Annotated in this window: 12 protein-coding genes; 6 read left to right on the top strand and 6 right to left on the bottom strand. The window is 62.4% G+C overall.

The genetic code is table 11. From position 1 onward, the window contains the following. Nucleotides 1-192: 192 nt before the first annotated feature. Nucleotides 193-747 (bottom strand): cysteine hydrolase family protein, encoded by a 555-nt coding sequence (locus ACYSTU_RS21965; protein WP_123443237.1) that lies wholly within the window; start codon nucleotides 745-747, stop codon nucleotides 193-195. Between the two features lie 101 nt (nucleotides 748-848). On the opposite strand from ACYSTU_RS21965, the gene ACYSTU_RS21960 reads away from it, so the two are divergent. From ACYSTU_RS21960 to ACYSTU_RS21950, 3 genes are all read left to right on the top strand, one after another. After that, on the top strand, nucleotides 849-1,829 hold the full coding sequence (locus ACYSTU_RS21960) for a GlxA family transcriptional regulator (RefSeq protein WP_273528457.1): 981 nt from the start codon (nucleotides 849-851) through the stop codon (nucleotides 1,827-1,829). Nucleotides 1,830-2,127: 298 nt separating this feature from the next. After that, nucleotides 2,128-3,237 (top strand): DUF3182 family protein, encoded by a 1,110-nt coding sequence (locus ACYSTU_RS21955; RefSeq protein WP_499001586.1) that lies wholly within the window; start codon nucleotides 2,128-2,130, stop codon nucleotides 3,235-3,237. Further along, the gene (locus tag ACYSTU_RS21950) at nucleotides 3,227-3,985 is read left to right on the top strand and encodes an alpha/beta hydrolase family protein (protein WP_016772959.1); all 759 of its coding nucleotides are present in this window, start codon (nucleotides 3,227-3,229) and stop codon (nucleotides 3,983-3,985) included. Before ACYSTU_RS21955 ends, ACYSTU_RS21950 begins: the two co-directional genes overlap by 11 nt. Nucleotides 3,986-4,097: 112 nt before the next feature. Here the strand turns inward: ACYSTU_RS21950 and ACYSTU_RS21945 are convergent, their stop codons facing one another. From ACYSTU_RS21945 to ACYSTU_RS21930, 4 genes are read right to left on the bottom strand one after another with little or no spacing between them, the layout of a single operon-like run. Further along, nucleotides 4,098-5,084 (bottom strand): lysylphosphatidylglycerol synthase domain-containing protein, encoded by a 987-nt coding sequence (locus ACYSTU_RS21945; protein ID WP_024014510.1) that lies wholly within the window; start codon nucleotides 5,082-5,084, stop codon nucleotides 4,098-4,100. Continuing rightward, nucleotides 5,081-6,355 (bottom strand): cardiolipin synthase ClsB, encoded by a 1,275-nt coding sequence (gene clsB, locus ACYSTU_RS21940; protein ID WP_016772961.1) that lies wholly within the window; start codon nucleotides 6,353-6,355, stop codon nucleotides 5,081-5,083. Before clsB ends, ACYSTU_RS21945 begins: the two co-directional genes overlap by 4 nt. Beyond that, nucleotides 6,352-7,149, bottom strand: a complete 798-nt coding sequence (locus tag ACYSTU_RS21935) for an endonuclease/exonuclease/phosphatase family protein (RefSeq protein WP_056790768.1) — start codon at nucleotides 7,147-7,149, stop codon at nucleotides 6,352-6,354. The genes clsB and ACYSTU_RS21935 overlap by 4 nt, the downstream gene beginning before the upstream one ends. Further along, the gene (locus ACYSTU_RS21930; RefSeq protein ID WP_281875807.1) at nucleotides 7,146-8,072 is read right to left on the bottom strand and encodes a DUF72 domain-containing protein; all 927 of its coding nucleotides are present in this window, start codon (nucleotides 8,070-8,072) and stop codon (nucleotides 7,146-7,148) included. The genes ACYSTU_RS21935 and ACYSTU_RS21930 overlap by 4 nt, the downstream gene beginning before the upstream one ends. A 343-nt stretch (nucleotides 8,073-8,415) precedes the next feature. On the opposite strand from ACYSTU_RS21930, the gene ACYSTU_RS21925 reads away from it, so the two are divergent. Next, nucleotides 8,416-10,518: a mechanosensitive ion channel domain-containing protein gene (locus ACYSTU_RS21925; protein ID WP_499001580.1), complete on the top strand. Its 2,103-nt coding sequence runs from the start codon at nucleotides 8,416-8,418 to the stop codon at nucleotides 10,516-10,518. Between the two features lie 114 nt (nucleotides 10,519-10,632). Here the strand turns inward: ACYSTU_RS21925 and ACYSTU_RS21920 are convergent, their stop codons facing one another. Then, nucleotides 10,633-14,919, bottom strand: coding sequence for a DEAD/DEAH box helicase (locus ACYSTU_RS21920; protein WP_499001576.1), 4,287 nt, complete (start codon nucleotides 14,917-14,919; stop codon nucleotides 10,633-10,635). Between the two features lie 302 nt (nucleotides 14,920-15,221). On the opposite strand from ACYSTU_RS21920, the gene ACYSTU_RS21915 reads away from it, so the two are divergent. After that, on the top strand, nucleotides 15,222-16,106 hold the full coding sequence (locus tag ACYSTU_RS21915; RefSeq protein ID WP_038860943.1) for a sugar nucleotide-binding protein: 885 nt from the start codon (nucleotides 15,222-15,224) through the stop codon (nucleotides 16,104-16,106). Then, nucleotides 16,099-17,031, top strand: coding sequence for an NAD-dependent epimerase/dehydratase family protein (locus ACYSTU_RS21910; RefSeq protein WP_499001573.1), 933 nt, complete (start codon nucleotides 16,099-16,101; stop codon nucleotides 17,029-17,031). The genes ACYSTU_RS21915 and ACYSTU_RS21910 overlap by 8 nt, the downstream gene beginning before the upstream one ends. Nucleotides 17,032-17,211 lie beyond the last annotated feature (180 nt).

The following is a 17,211-nucleotide window of genomic DNA, read 5'->3' as shown; positions in this document are numbered from 1 at the left end:
GCTCGCCCTTGGGGCTGGCTGCGGCAGTCGTCCGAGTGCGGCTTGTCATGGCTGGAATCCGGTTATGAGCGTCTCACGCGTGGGCCACACTACAACCAATGCAAAGTGCCATCAATGACTCACGCGTGAGATTTTCGTGACAGACGCAAAAAGGCCCGCAACGCGGCGGGCCAGGGGATTGCGCAGTTGTTGCTAGGCGTTGCTGCTGAGGAACTCGTCAGTGGATACCACGCTGGCATAGGCGAAACCCAGCGCGGCCATGAATGCTGCGTGCACATGGGCGGCCGGCACCGTCAGGCCGTTGAATTCCAGATCACGGCTGGCGCAGGCATCGTGAATCACGGTCACGCTGTAACCCATGTCCGCCGCCGCGCGGGTGATGCCATCGACGCACATATGGCTCATGCTGCCGACCACCACCAGGTCGGTGATGCCGTGTTCGTCGAGCACCGCTTTCAGTTCGGTTTCACGGAACGAGTTGACGAAGTGCTTGAGCACCACCGGCTCATCGGCATGGTTGAGCACTTTCGGATGCAGTTTCGCGCCCTCGGAGCCGGGAGTGAAAAACGGTGCCTCGTCGGAAGTGAATTCATGCCGAATGTGCACCACCGGATCGCCCGTTTCGCGAAAGGCTGCGATCAGCCGTGCGGCGTTGTCCGCAGCGGCGTCGGCGCCGACCAGCGGCCACTTGCCTTGGGGGAAGTAGTCGTTCTGGATATCGACTACGATGAGCGCTTGCTTGGCCATGGGATTGTCCTCGAGGCAGTGATTGGGTGTGGCCTCAGTATTGACGCTGGCCGAGGATTCGAGGATTGGCCGCACCGACAATAGACGGGGGAAAACTGACAATGGCTGCACAAAGAGCCGCCACCGCTGAACTGGGCGTGCTGATTTACCCCGGCGCGCAACTGGCGGCGGTGCACGGTCTGACCGACCTGTTCGCGGTGGCCAACCGCATTGCCGCCGAGTATCAGGCTGTGCAATTGCCCTTGCTGCGGGTCAGTCACTGGCAGGTCGAGGGCGAGCAGTTGCCGACGCGGGTTTACGACAGTCATCCCGGCGCCGAAGACGCCTTGCTCGCCGTGCTGATTCCGCCGTCCCTCGGCGGGTTCGATGCGGCGCAGATGACCGCGAGTCTTGCGCAATGGCTGCGCGATCAGCATGCGCGCGGCGCAACCCTTGGTGGTGTTTGTGTGGGCTCGTTGATGCTCGCTGAAAGCGGCTTGCTCGACGGTCGCAGCGCCACCACCCACTGGACCTCGGCCCAGGCGTTTGCCGAGCGTTACCCGAAGATCAAACTCAAGGCCGACACGCCGATTGTCGACGACGGTGACCTGATCACCACGGCCGGGCTGATGGCCTGGTCGGAACTGGGACTGCGCCTGGTCGATCGCTTGCTCGGCCCGAGCATCGCCACCGCGACCGCGCGTTTTCTGGTGATGGAACACAGCGACAGCGCCAGTGAATGCGGGAGCAATTTCGCGCCGATTCTCAGTCATGGCGACGCGGCGATTCTCAAGGTTCAGCACTGGCTGCAAAGCACCGGGGCGACGGATGTTTCGCTGAACGCGATGGCCGAGCGCGCGGGCCTTGAAGAGCGCACTTTCCTGCGCCGATTCCGCGCCGCGACAGGCTTGAAACCGACCGAATATTGCCAGCACCTGCGGGTCGGCAAAGCGCGAGAAATGCTCGAGTTCACCAATGGCACGATCGACCACATTGCCTGGACGGTGGGCTATCAGGATCCGGGCGCGTTTCGTGCGATCTTCAAGAAGATTACCGGGTTGGGGCCGAGTGAGTACCGGGGGCGGTTTGGTCTGACGCGGTAAGCTGAATCAATGAGCTTCCTGTGGGAGCGAGCTTGCTCGCGAATTCAGTGTGTCAGACATATCAGCTTCGATTGACACCCCGCATTCGCGAGCAAGCTCGCTCCCACAATAAACTCTGCAAGGATGAGAGATCGTGCAATTTGCCGGAGTTTTGCGCGCCGTCGTGCAGTTTGAAACAGGCCTCATGCCAGCACATTCACGGCAAACTCCCGATTATCGGGCGGTTCGGCGGGATCGTTGTTTGGCCTGATCTCTGCAATTTCCTTTGAGAACCCATCGACTGATAAAAGGGGAACGCATGACCCCGACACCCAGCAACAAAATCGTCGTGGCCCATTCGGTGCGTGCCGAGGCGCCGCAACATGAAGTCGAGACCAACAAGGCTCTGGCGCGTTGGATGGCGCAGATTCTCGGCTGCAAATTCGGCGGCAGTTACGATCCGGCCAAACATCAGGGCCGCGAGCTGTATCTGCTGCCAACGCAAACCATCGTTGGCGCCGCCCACGCTCAAGCGCTGGGCATCAAAGGCCCCGATGACTTGTGGGGCGGTTACGTCGAATACGATTTCATCTGCACCAAAGCCATCAGCCACGGTTTGCGCAGTCATCTGGCGCACGCGCCGCAGGGCTGGTCGCCGCTGTTTTCGGAGCGGGTGCGCAACGTTGTGCTCGACGGTCTCAGCGTATTTGCCCTGGAAGATGCACGGCCCGCCGCCGAACATCTGCTGTACGCCGGGCCGATTCGCTTGAAGCCGGTTCACGCTTGCGCCGGTCGCGGTCAGGAAGTGATCAAGAGCCTCGACGCGTTCGATGAAATCCTCGCGCGGCCCGAGTCGCAAAATCTGTTCAAGGACGGCGTAGTGCTGGAGCAGGACTTGAGCAACGTCGTCACCCACAGCGTCGGCCAGTCGTTCATCGGCGGCAAAGTGTTGAGCTATTGCGGTGATCAATACTTGACCGAGGACGGCCAGGGCGAAGAGGTCTACGGCGGTTCGAATCTGCTGGTGGTGCAGGGCGGCTATGACCAATTGCTCGCGCTGGATCTGCCTGACGATGTGCGTCTGGCCATTGAGCAGGCACAGGTCTTCGACAGCGCCGCCAACGAAGCCTACCCGCGCTTCTTCGCCTCGCGGCGCAATTACGATATCGCCCAGGGCCTCGACGCCAGCGGTAACCCGCGCAGCGGCGTGCTCGAACAATCCTGGCGCATGGGCGGTGCCAGCAGCGCTGAAGTGGCGGCGCTGCAAAGCTTCGTCAACGATCCACAGATGCGCGCGATTCGCGTGTCGTCGGTGGAAACCTATACCGATCAGGCGCTGCCGGCGGACGCCATCGAAGTCTATCGCGGACCGGCGGAAAACAGCGCATTTCTTCTCAAATATGTGACGGTCCAATCCTATGACGGCTAGAAGCGAAAGCATTCAAATCGACATTGATGACGAACAGATGAGCGGGACTTTTCTCAGTCCCAAATCGAAAGTCCCGGGGGTGTTGTTTGTTCACGGTTGGGGCGGCAGTCAGGAGCGTGATCTGGAACGGGCCAAAGGCATCGCCGGCCTGGGTTGTGTGTGCCTGACCTTCGACCTGCGCGGGCACACCGGCGGCACCGGAATTCCGCTGACCCGGGTGACCCGTGAAGACAATCTGCGTGATTTGCTGGCGGCCTACGATCGCTTGCTGGCGCACCCGGCCCTCGACACTTCGGCAATCGCCGTGGTCGGCACCAGTTATGGCGGTTATCTGGCCTCGATCCTTACGTCACTGCGCCCGGTGCGCTGGCTGGCGCTGCGCGTGCCGGCGCTGTACCGCGACGAGCAATGGCACACGCCTAAACGCGATCTGGACAAGGCCGACCTGCGCGATTATCGCGGCACGCTGGTGCGCGCCGACAGCAATCGCGCCCTGCATGCCTGCTCGCAATTCACTGGCGACGTGCTGTTGGTGGAATCGGAAACCGACGATTTCGTGCCCCACGCGACGATCATGAGTTACCGCGCCGCCTGTCAGCAGACCCACTCGTTGACCCACCGGATCATTGATGGCGCGGATCACGCGTTGAGTGACCCGGTGTCGCAGCAGGCCTACACCTCGATTCTGGTGGACTGGATTACCGAGATGGTGGTGGGGGAGCGGTTGAGCATTATCCAATCCAGATGATCTGTCGCGTGTACCGGCCCCCTTCGCGAGCAGGCTCGCTCCCACAGGTTGAACGCATTTCAAATGTGGGAGCGAGCCTGCTCGCGAAAGGGCCATCAGCAGCAATGCTTGGTCAGGACGGTTTCTTCTCAATCCGCAACGCCTTGGCCTTGGCTTCCACCACCAGATACATCACCACCGTAATCAACAGCGGCAGCAGAAAATAGATCGCCCGATACGCCAGCAATCCCGCGACCAGACTGCCGCGCGATGCCTCGTGCTGCAGCAGCGCCACGAACACTGCCTCAAGCACACCCAGCCCCGCCGGAATGTGCGTGATGACCCCGGCAATCGCGCTGATCAACAGCACGCCGAGCACCAGCGGATAATCCAGTTTGCTCGGCAGCAGAGTGAAGATCACCGCCGCCATCAGCGACCAGTTCAACGCGCCCAAAAGCAATTGCAGCACCGCCATGCGCAGCGATGGCAGGTTGATTTCCACGCCGCGAATCGACCACTCGCGGCGCTTGGAAAACTGACACGCCGCCAGATAGCCGGCGCTGACCAGCAGCAATAACACACCGACCAGTTGCAAGGCCGAACTGCTGAGCTTCCAGCCCGGCGGCATCGTCACCAGACCGCTGCTGAACACTACGCCGGCGATGGTCATGTAGCCGAACCAGTTGGTCGCCAGGCTCAGGCCAAGAATCTTGGCGATGTTGCCTTTGCTTACGCCCAGCCGCGAATACAGGCGATAGCGCATGGCGATGCCGCCGACCCAGGCGCTGAGATTGAGGTTGAAGGCGTAGCTGATGATGCCCACCGGCAGGATCTGCTTCCAGGTCAGGTCCTGACGAATGTAGGTGCGGCCGATCAGGTCGAAACTGGCGTACACCAGAAAACTCAGCAGGGTCAGGCTGGCGGCGATGATCAGCGTGCGCACCTTGAAATCGGCGAGGGTCTCCAGCACCTCGGCCCATTCGATGCGGGTGGCGAACATCGTCAGCAGGACGATCAGCGCGAGGAAAAACAGGATGGTCAGCGGACGTTTCCAGCGGCTCCATTTCGACGGCGCCGCTTGTGCCGAATGGCTATCGGAGTGCACTTCGGAATGACTCATGGACGCGCACCTCGGAAAGGCTTCAGACGCGGTTTATGCGCCGGCAGCCAACCGGCCATGGCCGGAAAGTGCCGCAGGAAGTGGAACACCAGAAAACCCACGGTCATGTGCCAGATGCGCCCACGCGGCAAGAGTTTGGCGTCCATGGCTTTGCAGTGGTTCTGGCTGAGGTCTTCGAGGCGTTCGTACAGGTGCTGATTGAACGCTCGATCGCGGATCAGCACGTTGGCTTCCAGATTCAGCGACAGGCTCAGCGGGTCGAGATTGCTCGAGCCCACGGTGCTCCAGTCATCGTCGACCAGCGCGACCTTGCCGTGCAGCGGGCGCTGGCAGTATTCGTGGATCTGCACGCCGGCACGCAGCAGATAATCGTAGGTCATGCGCGCCGCCAGTTTCGCCACGAGCATGTCCGGCTGGCCCTGCAGGATCAGCCGCACCTCGACGCCACGGCGGGCGGCGTTGCGGATTTCGCGCAGCAAACGGTAGCCGGGAAAGAAGTAGGCGTTGGCTATGATTACCCGGCGCTTGGCCTTGCGCAGCACCTGCAAATACACGTCTTCGATATCGGTGTTGTGTTGATCGTTATCGCGGAACACCAGGCGCACCTGGCCGTCGTGGTCGGTGAAGGCCATTTCCTCCAGACGCTGGCGCCGGCGCTGCCACCAGAACCGCGCGCGTCCGGGACGACCGCTTTGCAGCAGGGCGAAGTGATGGATATCGGCGACCACCGGGCCCTGGATCTCCACCGAGTAATCCTGCTTGGCTTCAGGGCCGAAGTCGGCCAAGTGATCGCCGGAAAAGTTGATCCCGCCGATGAACGCGATCAAGCCGTCGACCACCACGATCTTGCGGTGCAAGCGGCGGAACCAGTTGGTGCGGATGCCCAGGTGCTTGGGCGCCGGATCGAAGATTTGCAAGTGCACGCCGGCATCGCTCAAGGCCGACAGATAGCCGGTGCTCAGCTCGCCACAGCCGAAGCCGTCGAGGCTGACCGTGGTGCGCACGCCACGCTGGGCGGCTTCGATGAGGATTTGCTGCAACTCGGCACCGACCTTGTCTTCGAAAACGATGAAGGTCTCCAGCAGGATTTCGCTCTTGGCTGCGCGCATCGCTTCGAACACGCGGGGGAAATATTCCTCGCCGTTCTCCAGCAGCTCTACGCGGTTGTTGCTGTGCCATTGATACTCGACGTCAACGTGGCCGGGCTCGCGCACGGGCGGGTTCAACGGGACCGGGTCGACGGCAGATTTTTCCAGTGGCGCACTGTTCATAGTTCAATCTCCACCGATAACGGTGCGTGGTCGGAAAGGTGGGACCAGGGCCGGTTGGTCAAAACTTTCGGCCGGCTGGCCTTGAGGTTGCGTACGTAGATGCGGTCGAGTCGTAGCGCTGGCAACCGCGCGGGAAAACTGCGCGCCGGCTTGCCGTACTGCTCGGCGAACACTTCGCGCAGGCCACAGGGCTTGAGCTGCGCATCGGCACGCTGGCGCCAGTCGTTGAAATCGCCAGCGACGATCACCGGGGCGTCGGCGGGCAATTCGGCGAGACGTTGCATCAGCAGATCCAGTTGCGCGTTGCGGTGGCTCTCGCGCAGGCCCAGATGCACGCAGATCGCATGCACTTCGGTGCCGTCGCCAGGCAGGCGCAGCACGCAATGCAACAGGCCGCGGTTTTCATGGCCGCTGATCGACACATCGAGGTTGTCGTGGCGGATGATCTGGAATTTCGACAGCAGCGCATTGCCGTGATCGCCCGCCGGGTACACCGCGTTGCGCCCGTAGGCGAATTGCGGCCAGAGGCTGTCGGCGAGAAATTCGTATTGCGGCATCGTCGGCCAGTTGTCGTAGCGTTTCGGATGCTGCTCGTGCGTGCCGTGGACTTCCTGCAGAAACACCACGTCGGCGGCGACACTGCGCACCGCTTCACGCAGCTCCGGCAGAATGAAACGCCGGTTCAGCGCGGTGAAGCCCTTGTGGGTGTTGACCGTCAGTACGGTGAAGGTGCGCACCGAGGGCGCAACCACGGAGCCTTCGTCGGTAAAACCGACCGGTTCGGGAATGCTCATGACAGAACTCCTTCTGCGGCAACTTGCCCGGGAGTCGTGGCGAGGTCTTTATCGAGGTCGAAGCGCTGCAAGAGGTTGCGTGCGTCGTAGGGCGCGCGGACTTTGATGTCGTTGTCGAAGTAGCAGAACACTTCGCGGGATTTGCGGGCGCGGGGTTTCAGGCGTGGCGCTATCAGGTGTGCATCCTCAGGCTGTTTACCGTGATGCCAGGCGTCGATGCGCTCGGCCCAGCGCTTGAGCGCTTGTTCGGAATAACCGCTGGCGTAGAGCTCTTCAGCGCCGTGCAGGCGTAGATAGACAAAGTCGCTGGTGAGGTCTTCGCGGTACGGCCATTTGCCGGCGGTGTCGGCGACCACCAGCGCGGTGTTATGGCGCTTGAGCAGGCGTACGAACTCCGGGTCGATAAAACTCTCGTGACGAATTTCCACGGCATGGCGCAACGGCTTTTTACTCCAGGCTTTGACGCTGGCGTGGCCGGGCAGATGCGAATCGTGCTGGCGGGCGAGGGCTGCTGCGGCTTGGGTGTCGTGGGGCAGTTGCGCGAGAAACTGGTCGAAACGCTCGGCGTCGAATTTGAAGTTTGGCGGAAACTGCCAGAGGATCGGCCCGAGTTTTTCCTTCAGCTCCAGCACGCCCGAGGCAAAGAAATTCGCCAGCGGTTTTTCGATTTCGCGCAAACGGCGCACGTGGGTGATGAAGCGCGGTGCCTTGACGCTGAAGACGAAGTCATCAGGGGTTTCGGCATACCACTGGGCGTAACGTTCGGGGCGTTGCAGAGCGTAGAACGATCCATTGATTTCAATGCTGTTGACCGCGCGGGAGGCGAACTGCAATTCGCGCTTCTGCGCCAGTCCCTTCGGGTAGAAATCCCCGCGCCACGGGGCGTAGCGCCAGCCTGAAATACCGATGTGAATCGTCGCCATCCCATCCTCCCGTAGAAAGTCCTCGTGTTGCCGATGTTCTGTGATGACTGCGGTGGGGGCGGGAAAGTTTCTGTGGAGTTACGGACGGTCGCGGGTGAAGCGAAGATCAAGAGCTTACCCCCTCACCCCAACCCTCTCCCCCAAGGGGGCGAGGGGGAAGGGAGCAGATCTTCATGGTCTTCAGGACTTGAGTTCGACTCAAGACGTGCAGTTGGTGATTTTGGTCATGCAACTCGGTCGGCTCCCTCTCCTGGGGGAGAGGGCTGGGGTGAGGGGGCTCTTGAACTTGCCGCGCAATTACCGATCAGTTCCTTACCAGGGTCAGCCACGGGAGATCGGAGCTTTGCGCAATTTCAGGATCGCCATTCTGCTGGGAGCGCTGCTGTGCTTGGGCGTCAACACATCGCAAGCCGTTGCGCTGCCGGGCGTTCCGGCTGCCGCCGATACGGCGGAAAAACCTGCCGAACCGGAACCGCTGGTGCAGGGCGGTCTGCTCGGGGCGATCAGTACGAGCATCGACGATGTGCAGGAAAAACTCGATCTCAACGAACACCTGGTCGATGCCTGGCGGCTGCGCGCCGACCGTGCGGCGGATGAGGTCGACAGGCTGGTCAAGCAACCGTCGAACCGCTCGGGCTGGAGCGTGGCCGGGGATTTCCTCACGTTGTCGGGAGTCTGGCTGGGCAGTTTCGCCCTGCTGACCGTGCTCGGCAGTCTGTTGGCCAAGCGTCTGCGTGAGGGCCGCTGGTTGCGCACCCGTCAGCGCAGTCAGGATCTGCTCGGTTACGTGCTGCCTTACACCGTGCCGGCGCTGATCTGCCTGCCGCTGACGCTGTATGTCAGCCACTTTCTGCAAGCTTCGGTGGGGCGCGCGCTGGCGCTGTGTCTGGCCTACGCCACCAGCAGCGGCATTTTTTCCACGTCGATGTTGTTGTGCGTGGTGGTGATGTTCAACGTCGGCCACAAGCGCGCCGCCGCGCGAATCATCCGTGAATACTGCCCGCGACCGCTGTTCCTGATCGGCTTTCTCGCCGCCCTCAGTGATGCCCTGACCAGCCCGCAGATCGCCCGACAATTGGGCGGCAATATCACCAGCAGCATCGCCGTGTTCACCGGGCTGATCGCCTCGGTGATTTTCGGTTTGCTGGTGATTCGCCTGCGCCGGCCGGTGGCACATCTGATCCGCAATCGCCCGCTCAGCCAGCGTTTGAAACAACCGTCGCTGCAGGAGTCGCTGCGGATATTTTCCGGGTTGTGGTACTGGCCGATCGTGCTGATGGTGCTGGTCTCGGCAGTCAGCCTGATCGGCATTGGCGAGGACAATCAGAAAGCCCTGCGCTGCGCCTTGTTCACTACCGTGCTGCTGATCGCCACGGTGTTTCTCAGCACGGTGTTGCAGCACCTGTTCAAGTCGCGCAAGGCCGAGGCGATCCAGCGCAGCAGTGCCTACAAGGAACGTTTTCTCAGCCTGTTGCATGCGTTGCTGCGGATTGTCATGGCGATTGTGTTCATCGATATTCTCGGGCGGATCTGGGGCGTGTCGTTGCTCGATTTCGCCCAGAGCAGCACCGTCGGTCGAGCGATCAGCAATGCCTTGAGCAGCATCGGTCTGATCTTCCTGGTGACGTGGCTGCTGTGGGTGGTGCTCGACACGGCGATTCAGGAAGCGCTGAAACCACCGCTGAGCAAACGCGCGGCACGCCAGCCGAGCACGCGGGTGAAAACCATCCTGCCGCTGCTGCGCAATGCGATCAAAATCATCCTCGTGGTGATCTGCGCGATTACCACCATGGCCAATCTGGGGATCAACGTTGCGCCTCTGTTGGCCGGTGCGGGGGTGGTCGGTCTGGCGATCGGTTTCGGTTCGCAGCAATTGGTGCAGGACGTCATCACCGGGCTGTTCATCATCATCGAAGACACCCTGTCGATCGGCGACTGGGTGGTGCTTGATTCCGGCCACGCCGGCACCGTGGAAGGTTTGACCATCCGCACCCTGCGCCTGCGTGACGGCAAGGGTTTTGTGCACTCGGTGCCGTTCGGCCAGATCAAGGCTGTGACCAACCAATCACGCCAGTTCGCCTTCGCATTCTTCTCGGTGCAGTTCACTTACGACACCGATGTCGACAGAGCCATCGAGCTGATCCGCGAGGCCGGCGATTCGATCCGCGAAGACCCGTTCCTCAAGTACAACCTGCAAGGGCCGCTGGATGTGTTTGGCGTGGACAAAATGGATCTCAACGGCGTGGTCTTGACGGCGCAATTCCGCACGGTGTCCGGTGGGCAATATGCGGTGAGCCGCGCGTTCAACCAGCGCTTGAAGAAGCTTGTGGATAACACACCGAATGTGCATTTTGCGCAGACTTATCCACAGCAGGTGTTATTGCCGAAGCGGCAGGAGGAGGGGGCGGTGGTTGCGGGTGAGGTGCCGCAGGAGTCGCGGACCTGAAGCATGATTTTGGGGTGCAGGGCCGGCCATTCGCGAGCAGGCTCGCTCCCACAGGGGAAACGGGATTGAACTGTGGGAGCGAGCCTGCTCGCGAAGACGCCGGTGCGAACACTCTCAATGCCGGATCAGCTTGGCATGCAGTTGTCCCATGGCTATCGGATCCAGCTCTACCCAAACCTGCTGCTTGCCGGCAATCACCGCCGCCACCGGCACGCCATCGCGATACACCAGCCGATTGCTCACCAGCGCCGGCACTTTCACCCCGGGCAACAACGTCCCGGCCAGATTCAGCGGATCAACCCCACACACCGCCACCAGGCTGCCGTCCTGCGGGCGTCGGCGTACTTCGCGCAGCAAGGGAATGGCTTCGGGCAAGGCAAACTGCTCGCCAGCCAGACCACTGACAAACCGCCCGCCACGAATCTCGCCCCGCGCCTCCAGACGATGAAAGGTGCGCAGCAATTCCCGCCAGCTCGGCAACCAGTCCGCTTCGCGTTCCAGCAGACGCCAGAACACCACGCCGTAGCGGCGCAGCAGGGTCATGGCGACGTGTTCGAGTGTCTCGGCGGCATCGGCTGACGAACCCCGGCGCAGTAATGCCCAGCGCCCGGCATCGTCCATGCCGCCGATAAACGCCCCGCGTCCGCGTCGACTGCTGCGCTGCTGGCGCTTGCTTGCAGGAGTGATTAGCGCACGCAAGCCGGCGAAGCTGTCGGCGTTCACCAAACCTGCGGCGACCAGTTCCTGCAGGGCGATTTCCAGTTCGCTGCGCAGCAGGCGCGCTTCATGAATCAACTCATCGAAAAACAGCGCGCCATGCTGACTCAGCGCCTCAAAGACTTTCTGTGTTTTCGGCGATAACTCGCTCACTGGCGTTCGTTCCGCCAATGCACTCCACAAACCCACCTGGCTACGCGGCAGCAGCACAATCGGTGTACTGCGCAATGCCGAGCCGCTGACCTTCTGCCGCGCATTGATGCGCGTCCACACCAGTTTGCCGTTGCGGCACAGTTCGTCCAGCCAGCTCGGCGAATAGTCCTTGAGGCGCGCCGGCAGGATGTCGCTGTCCCACGCCGAAGCTGCCGCCGGGTAGCCTTCGAACTGGCCGACAATCGCCGGCAGCACCGCACTGCCCTGACCTTGGGTGGCCGGCGTCAGATGCTGCCAGTCGAACAGAAAACGCATGAAGTCCTGCAATGCCACCGGTTCGATTTCCCGACGCAGGCGCTTGACCGTGTAGCGATGGATGCGCGCCAGCAGATGGCGTTCGCACCATTCTTCAATCGCGCTGTTCGGCGTGAACTGGCCGCGCAACACATAGCCTTCGCGTTCCAGTTGCGCGAGGGCCTGATTGACTTGCGCGGCTGGCAGCGCGAGCGGCTCGGCAATGGCGGGCAACGGGAGTGGCCCAAAGGCGCCGAGGCGGGCGCGGATCACTTCGACCAGCGCCTCATCGAATGCCCACGTATCGTCGAATCCGGGCAGCGCCACCGCCTCAGTCAGCAACGTCGCCTGTGGATAAAGTGCTTGCAGGCAACTCAAGCGTTCGCGGGCCAGCCATAACTGATGCTCGGCGTCGATCTGCAACCGGCAGGCGCGCCCGCTGGCCATCAGCGTTTGCAGCCAGTCCGGCCAACCCGCGTTGGCGCGCGCTTCGGTGTCGCTTATGCAGGCGAGGCTCATCAGCGCTTCGTGCATCTCATCCAGGGAGTTGGGCGACGGCCAGGCTTCTTCGCGCACTGCGGTGATCGCATCGGCGTCCAGCGCGCCGAGATCATCGGTCGACTGCGGATCGCTCCAGCGTCGATTGATCACCGCTTGCGTGCGGCGTTCCTCCAGCGGCGCGTCGTCGAGAAACGTGTACGGCCGGGCGCTGAGGATTTCTGCCGCCAGTGGTGACGGAGCAGGCAGATCACGGGCGATCAGGCGCACCTCGCCACGCTCCATGCGCCGCAGCAGGGTCAGCCAGCCTTCGCTGTCCATCGCTTCGTGCAGGCAATCGTCGAGGGTCTGTTCCACCAGCGGATGTTCGGGGACTTCACGCTCGCCGGCGAGGTTTTCCAGGCAGGCGATCTGGTCGGGGAAGACGCTGGCGATGAGGTCTTCGCTCTTCATCCGTTGCAGCTGCGGAGCGACTTTGCGCCCGCCGGTGAAGCGCGGCAACGCCAGCGCCACCCCGGCATTCCAGCGCCAGCGCACGCCGAATAACGGAGCATCAAGCACGGCTTGAATGAGCGTGTGTTCAGCGCTGTTGCTGTGCAGGTAACGCCAGACTTCGTCGAGCTCGAAGCTGTGGCTGGTGGACAGCGACAGCACGATCGCGTCTTCGCTGGCGGCGGCCTGCAATTCGAAGTTGAAGGTGCGGCAGAAACGCTTGCGCAGCGCCAACCCCCAGGCGCGGTTGATGCGGCTGCCGAACGGCGTGTGAATGATCAATTGGGTGCCGCCGGACTCGTCGAAAAACCGCTCCATCAACAGCGTGTCCTGCGAGGGCAGGGCGCCGAGGGTTTGCCGCGCGCGCGCCAGATATTCGACCAGTTGCTCGGCGCTGGCGAGGTTGAGGCCGAGTATGGTGGTCAGCCAGTCGAGCGCCGGTTGCAGATTACCGGGGCTGGCGCTGAGCAATTCGTCCAGCTGCGCTTGCAGGCGCGCGACGGCCGCCGACAGTTCATCACTGCGCCCCGGCGCTTCGCCGAGCCAGAACGGAATGGTCGGCGGCATGCCCTGCGCATCCTCGACGCGCACTTTGCCGCTTTCCACCCGCAGGATGCGGTACGAGGTATTGCCGAGCTGGAACACGTCGCCGGCGATACTTTCCACGGCGAAGTCTTCGTTGACGCTGCCGATGTTCAAACCCTGGGGTTCGAGCAGCACGCTGTAGTCGGCGTTGTCCGGGATGGTGCCGCCACTGGTCACGGCGGTCAGTTGCGCGCCACGCCGGCCACGCAAGGTGCGACTGACGGCATCGCGGTGCAGGTAGGCGCTGCGGATGCCTTGGCGGCCGTTGTAACCCTCGGCGAGCATGCTCAGCAGGGCCTGATAGTGTTTTTCATCGAGGTCGCGATACGGCCAGGCTCGGCGGAACATCGCCAGCAATGCGTCCTCCGACCATTCCTGGCAACTGACCTCGGCAATGATCTGCTGCGCCAGCACGTCCAGCGGTTTTTCCGGAATGTGCAGCGTATCGAGCTCGCCCCGACGCACGCAGTCGAGCAGGGCGGCGCATTCGATCAGATCGTCGCGGGTGGTGGCGAACAAACGCCCCTTGGGCGTGCCGCCGACCTGGTGTCCGGAGCGACCGACCCGTTGCAGAAACGCAGCAATCGAACGCGGCGAACTGATCTGGCAGACCAGGTCGACTTCACCGATATCGATGCCCAGTTCAAGTGATGCCGTGGCGATCAGCACCTGCAGCTCGCCGCGCTTGAGCCGTTGTTCGGCGTCGAGGCGAAACTCCTTGGCCAGGCTGCCATGGTGCGCCGCCACGGCCTGCTTGCCGAGGCGTTCGCTCAGATGCCGGCTGAGGCGCTCGGCAAGGCGTCGGGTGTTGACGAAAATCAGCGTGGTGCGGTGCTCGCGGGCGAGTTTGGCGAGGCGCTCGTACACCAGTTCCCAGACATCGTTGGCCATTACTGCCGACAGCGGCACCGGCGGCACTTCGATGCCGAGGTCTCGTGGACGGGCGTGGCCTATGTCGACGATTTCGCAGGGGCGATCGTGACCGACCAGGAATTGCGCCACGGCTTCTACCGGCTTCTGCGTGGCGGACAGGCCGATGCGGGTCAGCGGTTCGGCGCAGAGTGCTTGCAAACGCTCGAGGCTCAAGGACAGATGACTGCCGCGCTTGCCGGCGGCCATGGCGTGGATTTCGTCAATGATCACCGTGCGCGTGGTGCCGAGCATCCTGCGCCCGGATTCTGAGCCGAGCAGCACGTACAGCGATTCCGGGGTGGTGACCAGAATGTGCGGCGCGCTCTTGCGCATGGCGGCGCGGTCTTTCTGCGGCGTGTCGCCGGTTCGTACGGCGGCAGTGATGGTCAGCTCCGGCAGGCCCATTTCGCGCAATTGCGCGGTAATGCCAGCGAGCGGATTCTGCAGGTTGATCTGAATGTCGTTGGACAGTGCCTTCAGCGGTGAGACATAGACCACCAGGGTTTCGGCGGGCAGACCATCGGGCTGTTCCAGACCTCGATGGACAAGCTCATCAAGCACGACGAGGAACGCGGTCAGGGTTTTGCCCGAGCCAGTGGGCGCGGCGATCAGCGTCGACCGGCGCTGGCGGATCAACGGCCACGCACGGGCCTGAGCGGCGGTGACCGCCGGGAAAGTCTTGTTGAACCAGGCGCTGACGGCGGGGTGGAAACCGGCCAGCGCACTGTTGGCGGGGAGGGGCAGATTCATGACTGAAGTTATGCGGGCGGGGGCGGGAAGATGCAAGTACCACTGGGGATCTTCAGCGACAGTCAGGCCCTTATCGTCGGCAAGCCAACTCCCACAGGATTCATGCCTGGCACAAAACTGTGGGAGCTGGCTTGCCAGCGATGAGGCCGGTTGCCTCAATACTAATCCCCGCATCTACACTTTACGGATGACGGTTGCGCACTAAACCCGCAAAATGCAACGATTCCGGCAATTATCGACGACGGTTCCACGAGAACCGTCGCCAAAGCCATCGTTCCAATCAGACTGGGCCTGCTGACTCTATGCGAATGCGCCTTATGTTACTGGGCGGCGGAAATGCCCTTGGGCAGGCGCTGATTCGCCTCGGTGCGGAAGAAGACATCGGTTTCCTCGCCCCCCGCCCGCCCGAAAACGGCTGGGATGCCGCGAGCCTCACCCAATTGCTCGACGACACCCGTCCCGATGCGTTGATCAACCTCGCCTACTATTTCGACTGGTTCCAGGCCGAGAGCGTCAGCGAAAGCCGCATGAGCGGTCAGGAACGCGCCATCGAGCGTCTGGCCGAACTGTGCCAGCACCACAACATTGTCCTCGTGCAGCCGTCGAGCTATCGCGTGTTCGACGGCTCGCGGGCCACGGCCTACAGCGAAAAAGACGAACCGGTGCCGCTGGGCCTGCGCGGTCAGGCCTTGTGGCGCATCGAGCAAAGCGTGCGCGCGACCTGCCCGCAACATGTACTGCTGCGTTTCGGCTGGCTGCTCGACGACAGCCCGGACGGCACGCTCGGGCGCTTCCTCGCCCGTGCGGAACAACCCGAAGAGTTGCTGCTGGCCGATGATCGGCGCGGCAATCCGACTCCGGTCGATGACGCCGCGCGAGTGATCATCTCCGTGCTCAAGCAACTCGACTGCGCCGCGCCGCTGTGGGGCACTTACCATTACGCCGGCCACGAAGCGACCACACCGCTGGCGCTGGGCCAGGCGATTCTCACCGAAGCACGCAGCCTGCATCCGCTGGCGATCGAAGCACCGACCGCGCAGGCCCACGCCGCGCGCCCGGACGCCGCCGAAGAACCGCAACACGCGGTGCTGGCCTGCAAGAAAATTCTCCACACTTTCGGGATCAAGCCGCGCGCCTGGCGTGCCGCGCTCCCGGGTCTACTGGACAGGTTTTACCGACATGGCTGAAGCAACGGTTCTAATCACCGGCGGAGCAGGATTCATCGGCTCGCACCTGACCGACGCCTTGCTCGCCAAGGGCTATGCGGTACGCGTGCTCGACGATTTGTCGACCGGCAAGCGCAGCAACCTGCCGCTGGACAATCCCAAGGTCGAACTGGTGGTCGGCGATGTCGCCGATGCCGCTTTGGTCGCCCGCGCCATGCAAGGTTGCAACGCTGTCGCGCATCTGGCGGCCGTGGCTTCGGTGCAGGCCTCGGTGGACGATCCGGTGAAAACCCACCAGAGCAATTTCATCGGCACCCTGAATGTCTGCGAAGCCATGCGCCTGGCCGGGGTCAAACGTGTGGTGTACGCCTCCAGCGCGGCGGTGTACGGCAACAATGGCGAGGGCGAGTCGATTGATGAAGACACGCCAAAAGCGCCGCTGACACCCTATGCCTCGGACAAACTGGCCGGTGAGCAGTACTTCGATTTCTACCGTCGCCAGCATGGCCTGGAACCGGCAATTTTTCGCTTCTTCAACATCTTCGGCCCCCGCCAGGATCCGTCCTCGCCGTATTCCGGGGTGATCAGCATTTTCAGCGAGCGCGCCTCGAAGGGTTTGCCGATCACAGTGTTTGGCGATGGCGAGCAGACTCGCGATTTCCTCTATGTCGGTGATCTGGTCGACTTGCTGGTGCAGGCGCTGGAAAAGCCTGAAGTGCAGGAAGGTGCGGTCAATGTCGGCTGGAATCAGGCGATGAGCCTGAAGCAGATGCTCGAAGCATTAAAATCAGTGGTCGGTGAACTGCCGCCCGTGAGCTACGGGCCGGCGCGTTCAGGTGATATCCGCCATTCGCGAGCCGATAACCGACGCTTGCAGCAGCGCTTCGAAATGCCGCCGCAGACGCCGATGAGTGTGGGCTTGGCGCGCTTGCTGGGGCGCTCCTGAGAAGCCCCTCACCCTAGCCCTCTCCCAGGGGAGAGGGAACTGACTGAGGTGTTTGTGAGAAGTACGCCGACTTGCGATACCCAGTCGAACTCAGGTTTTGAACAACACACAAATCGGCTCCCTCTCCCCCGGGAGAGGGCTGGGGTGAGGGGCCCGGGCCTCCAACGCCCCACATGACTC

The sequence above is a fragment of the Pseudomonas glycinis genome, assembly GCF_054871425.1.
The sequence above is the reverse complement of the archived record's forward strand: the minus strand, read 5'-3'. Positions and strand labels throughout refer to the sequence as shown.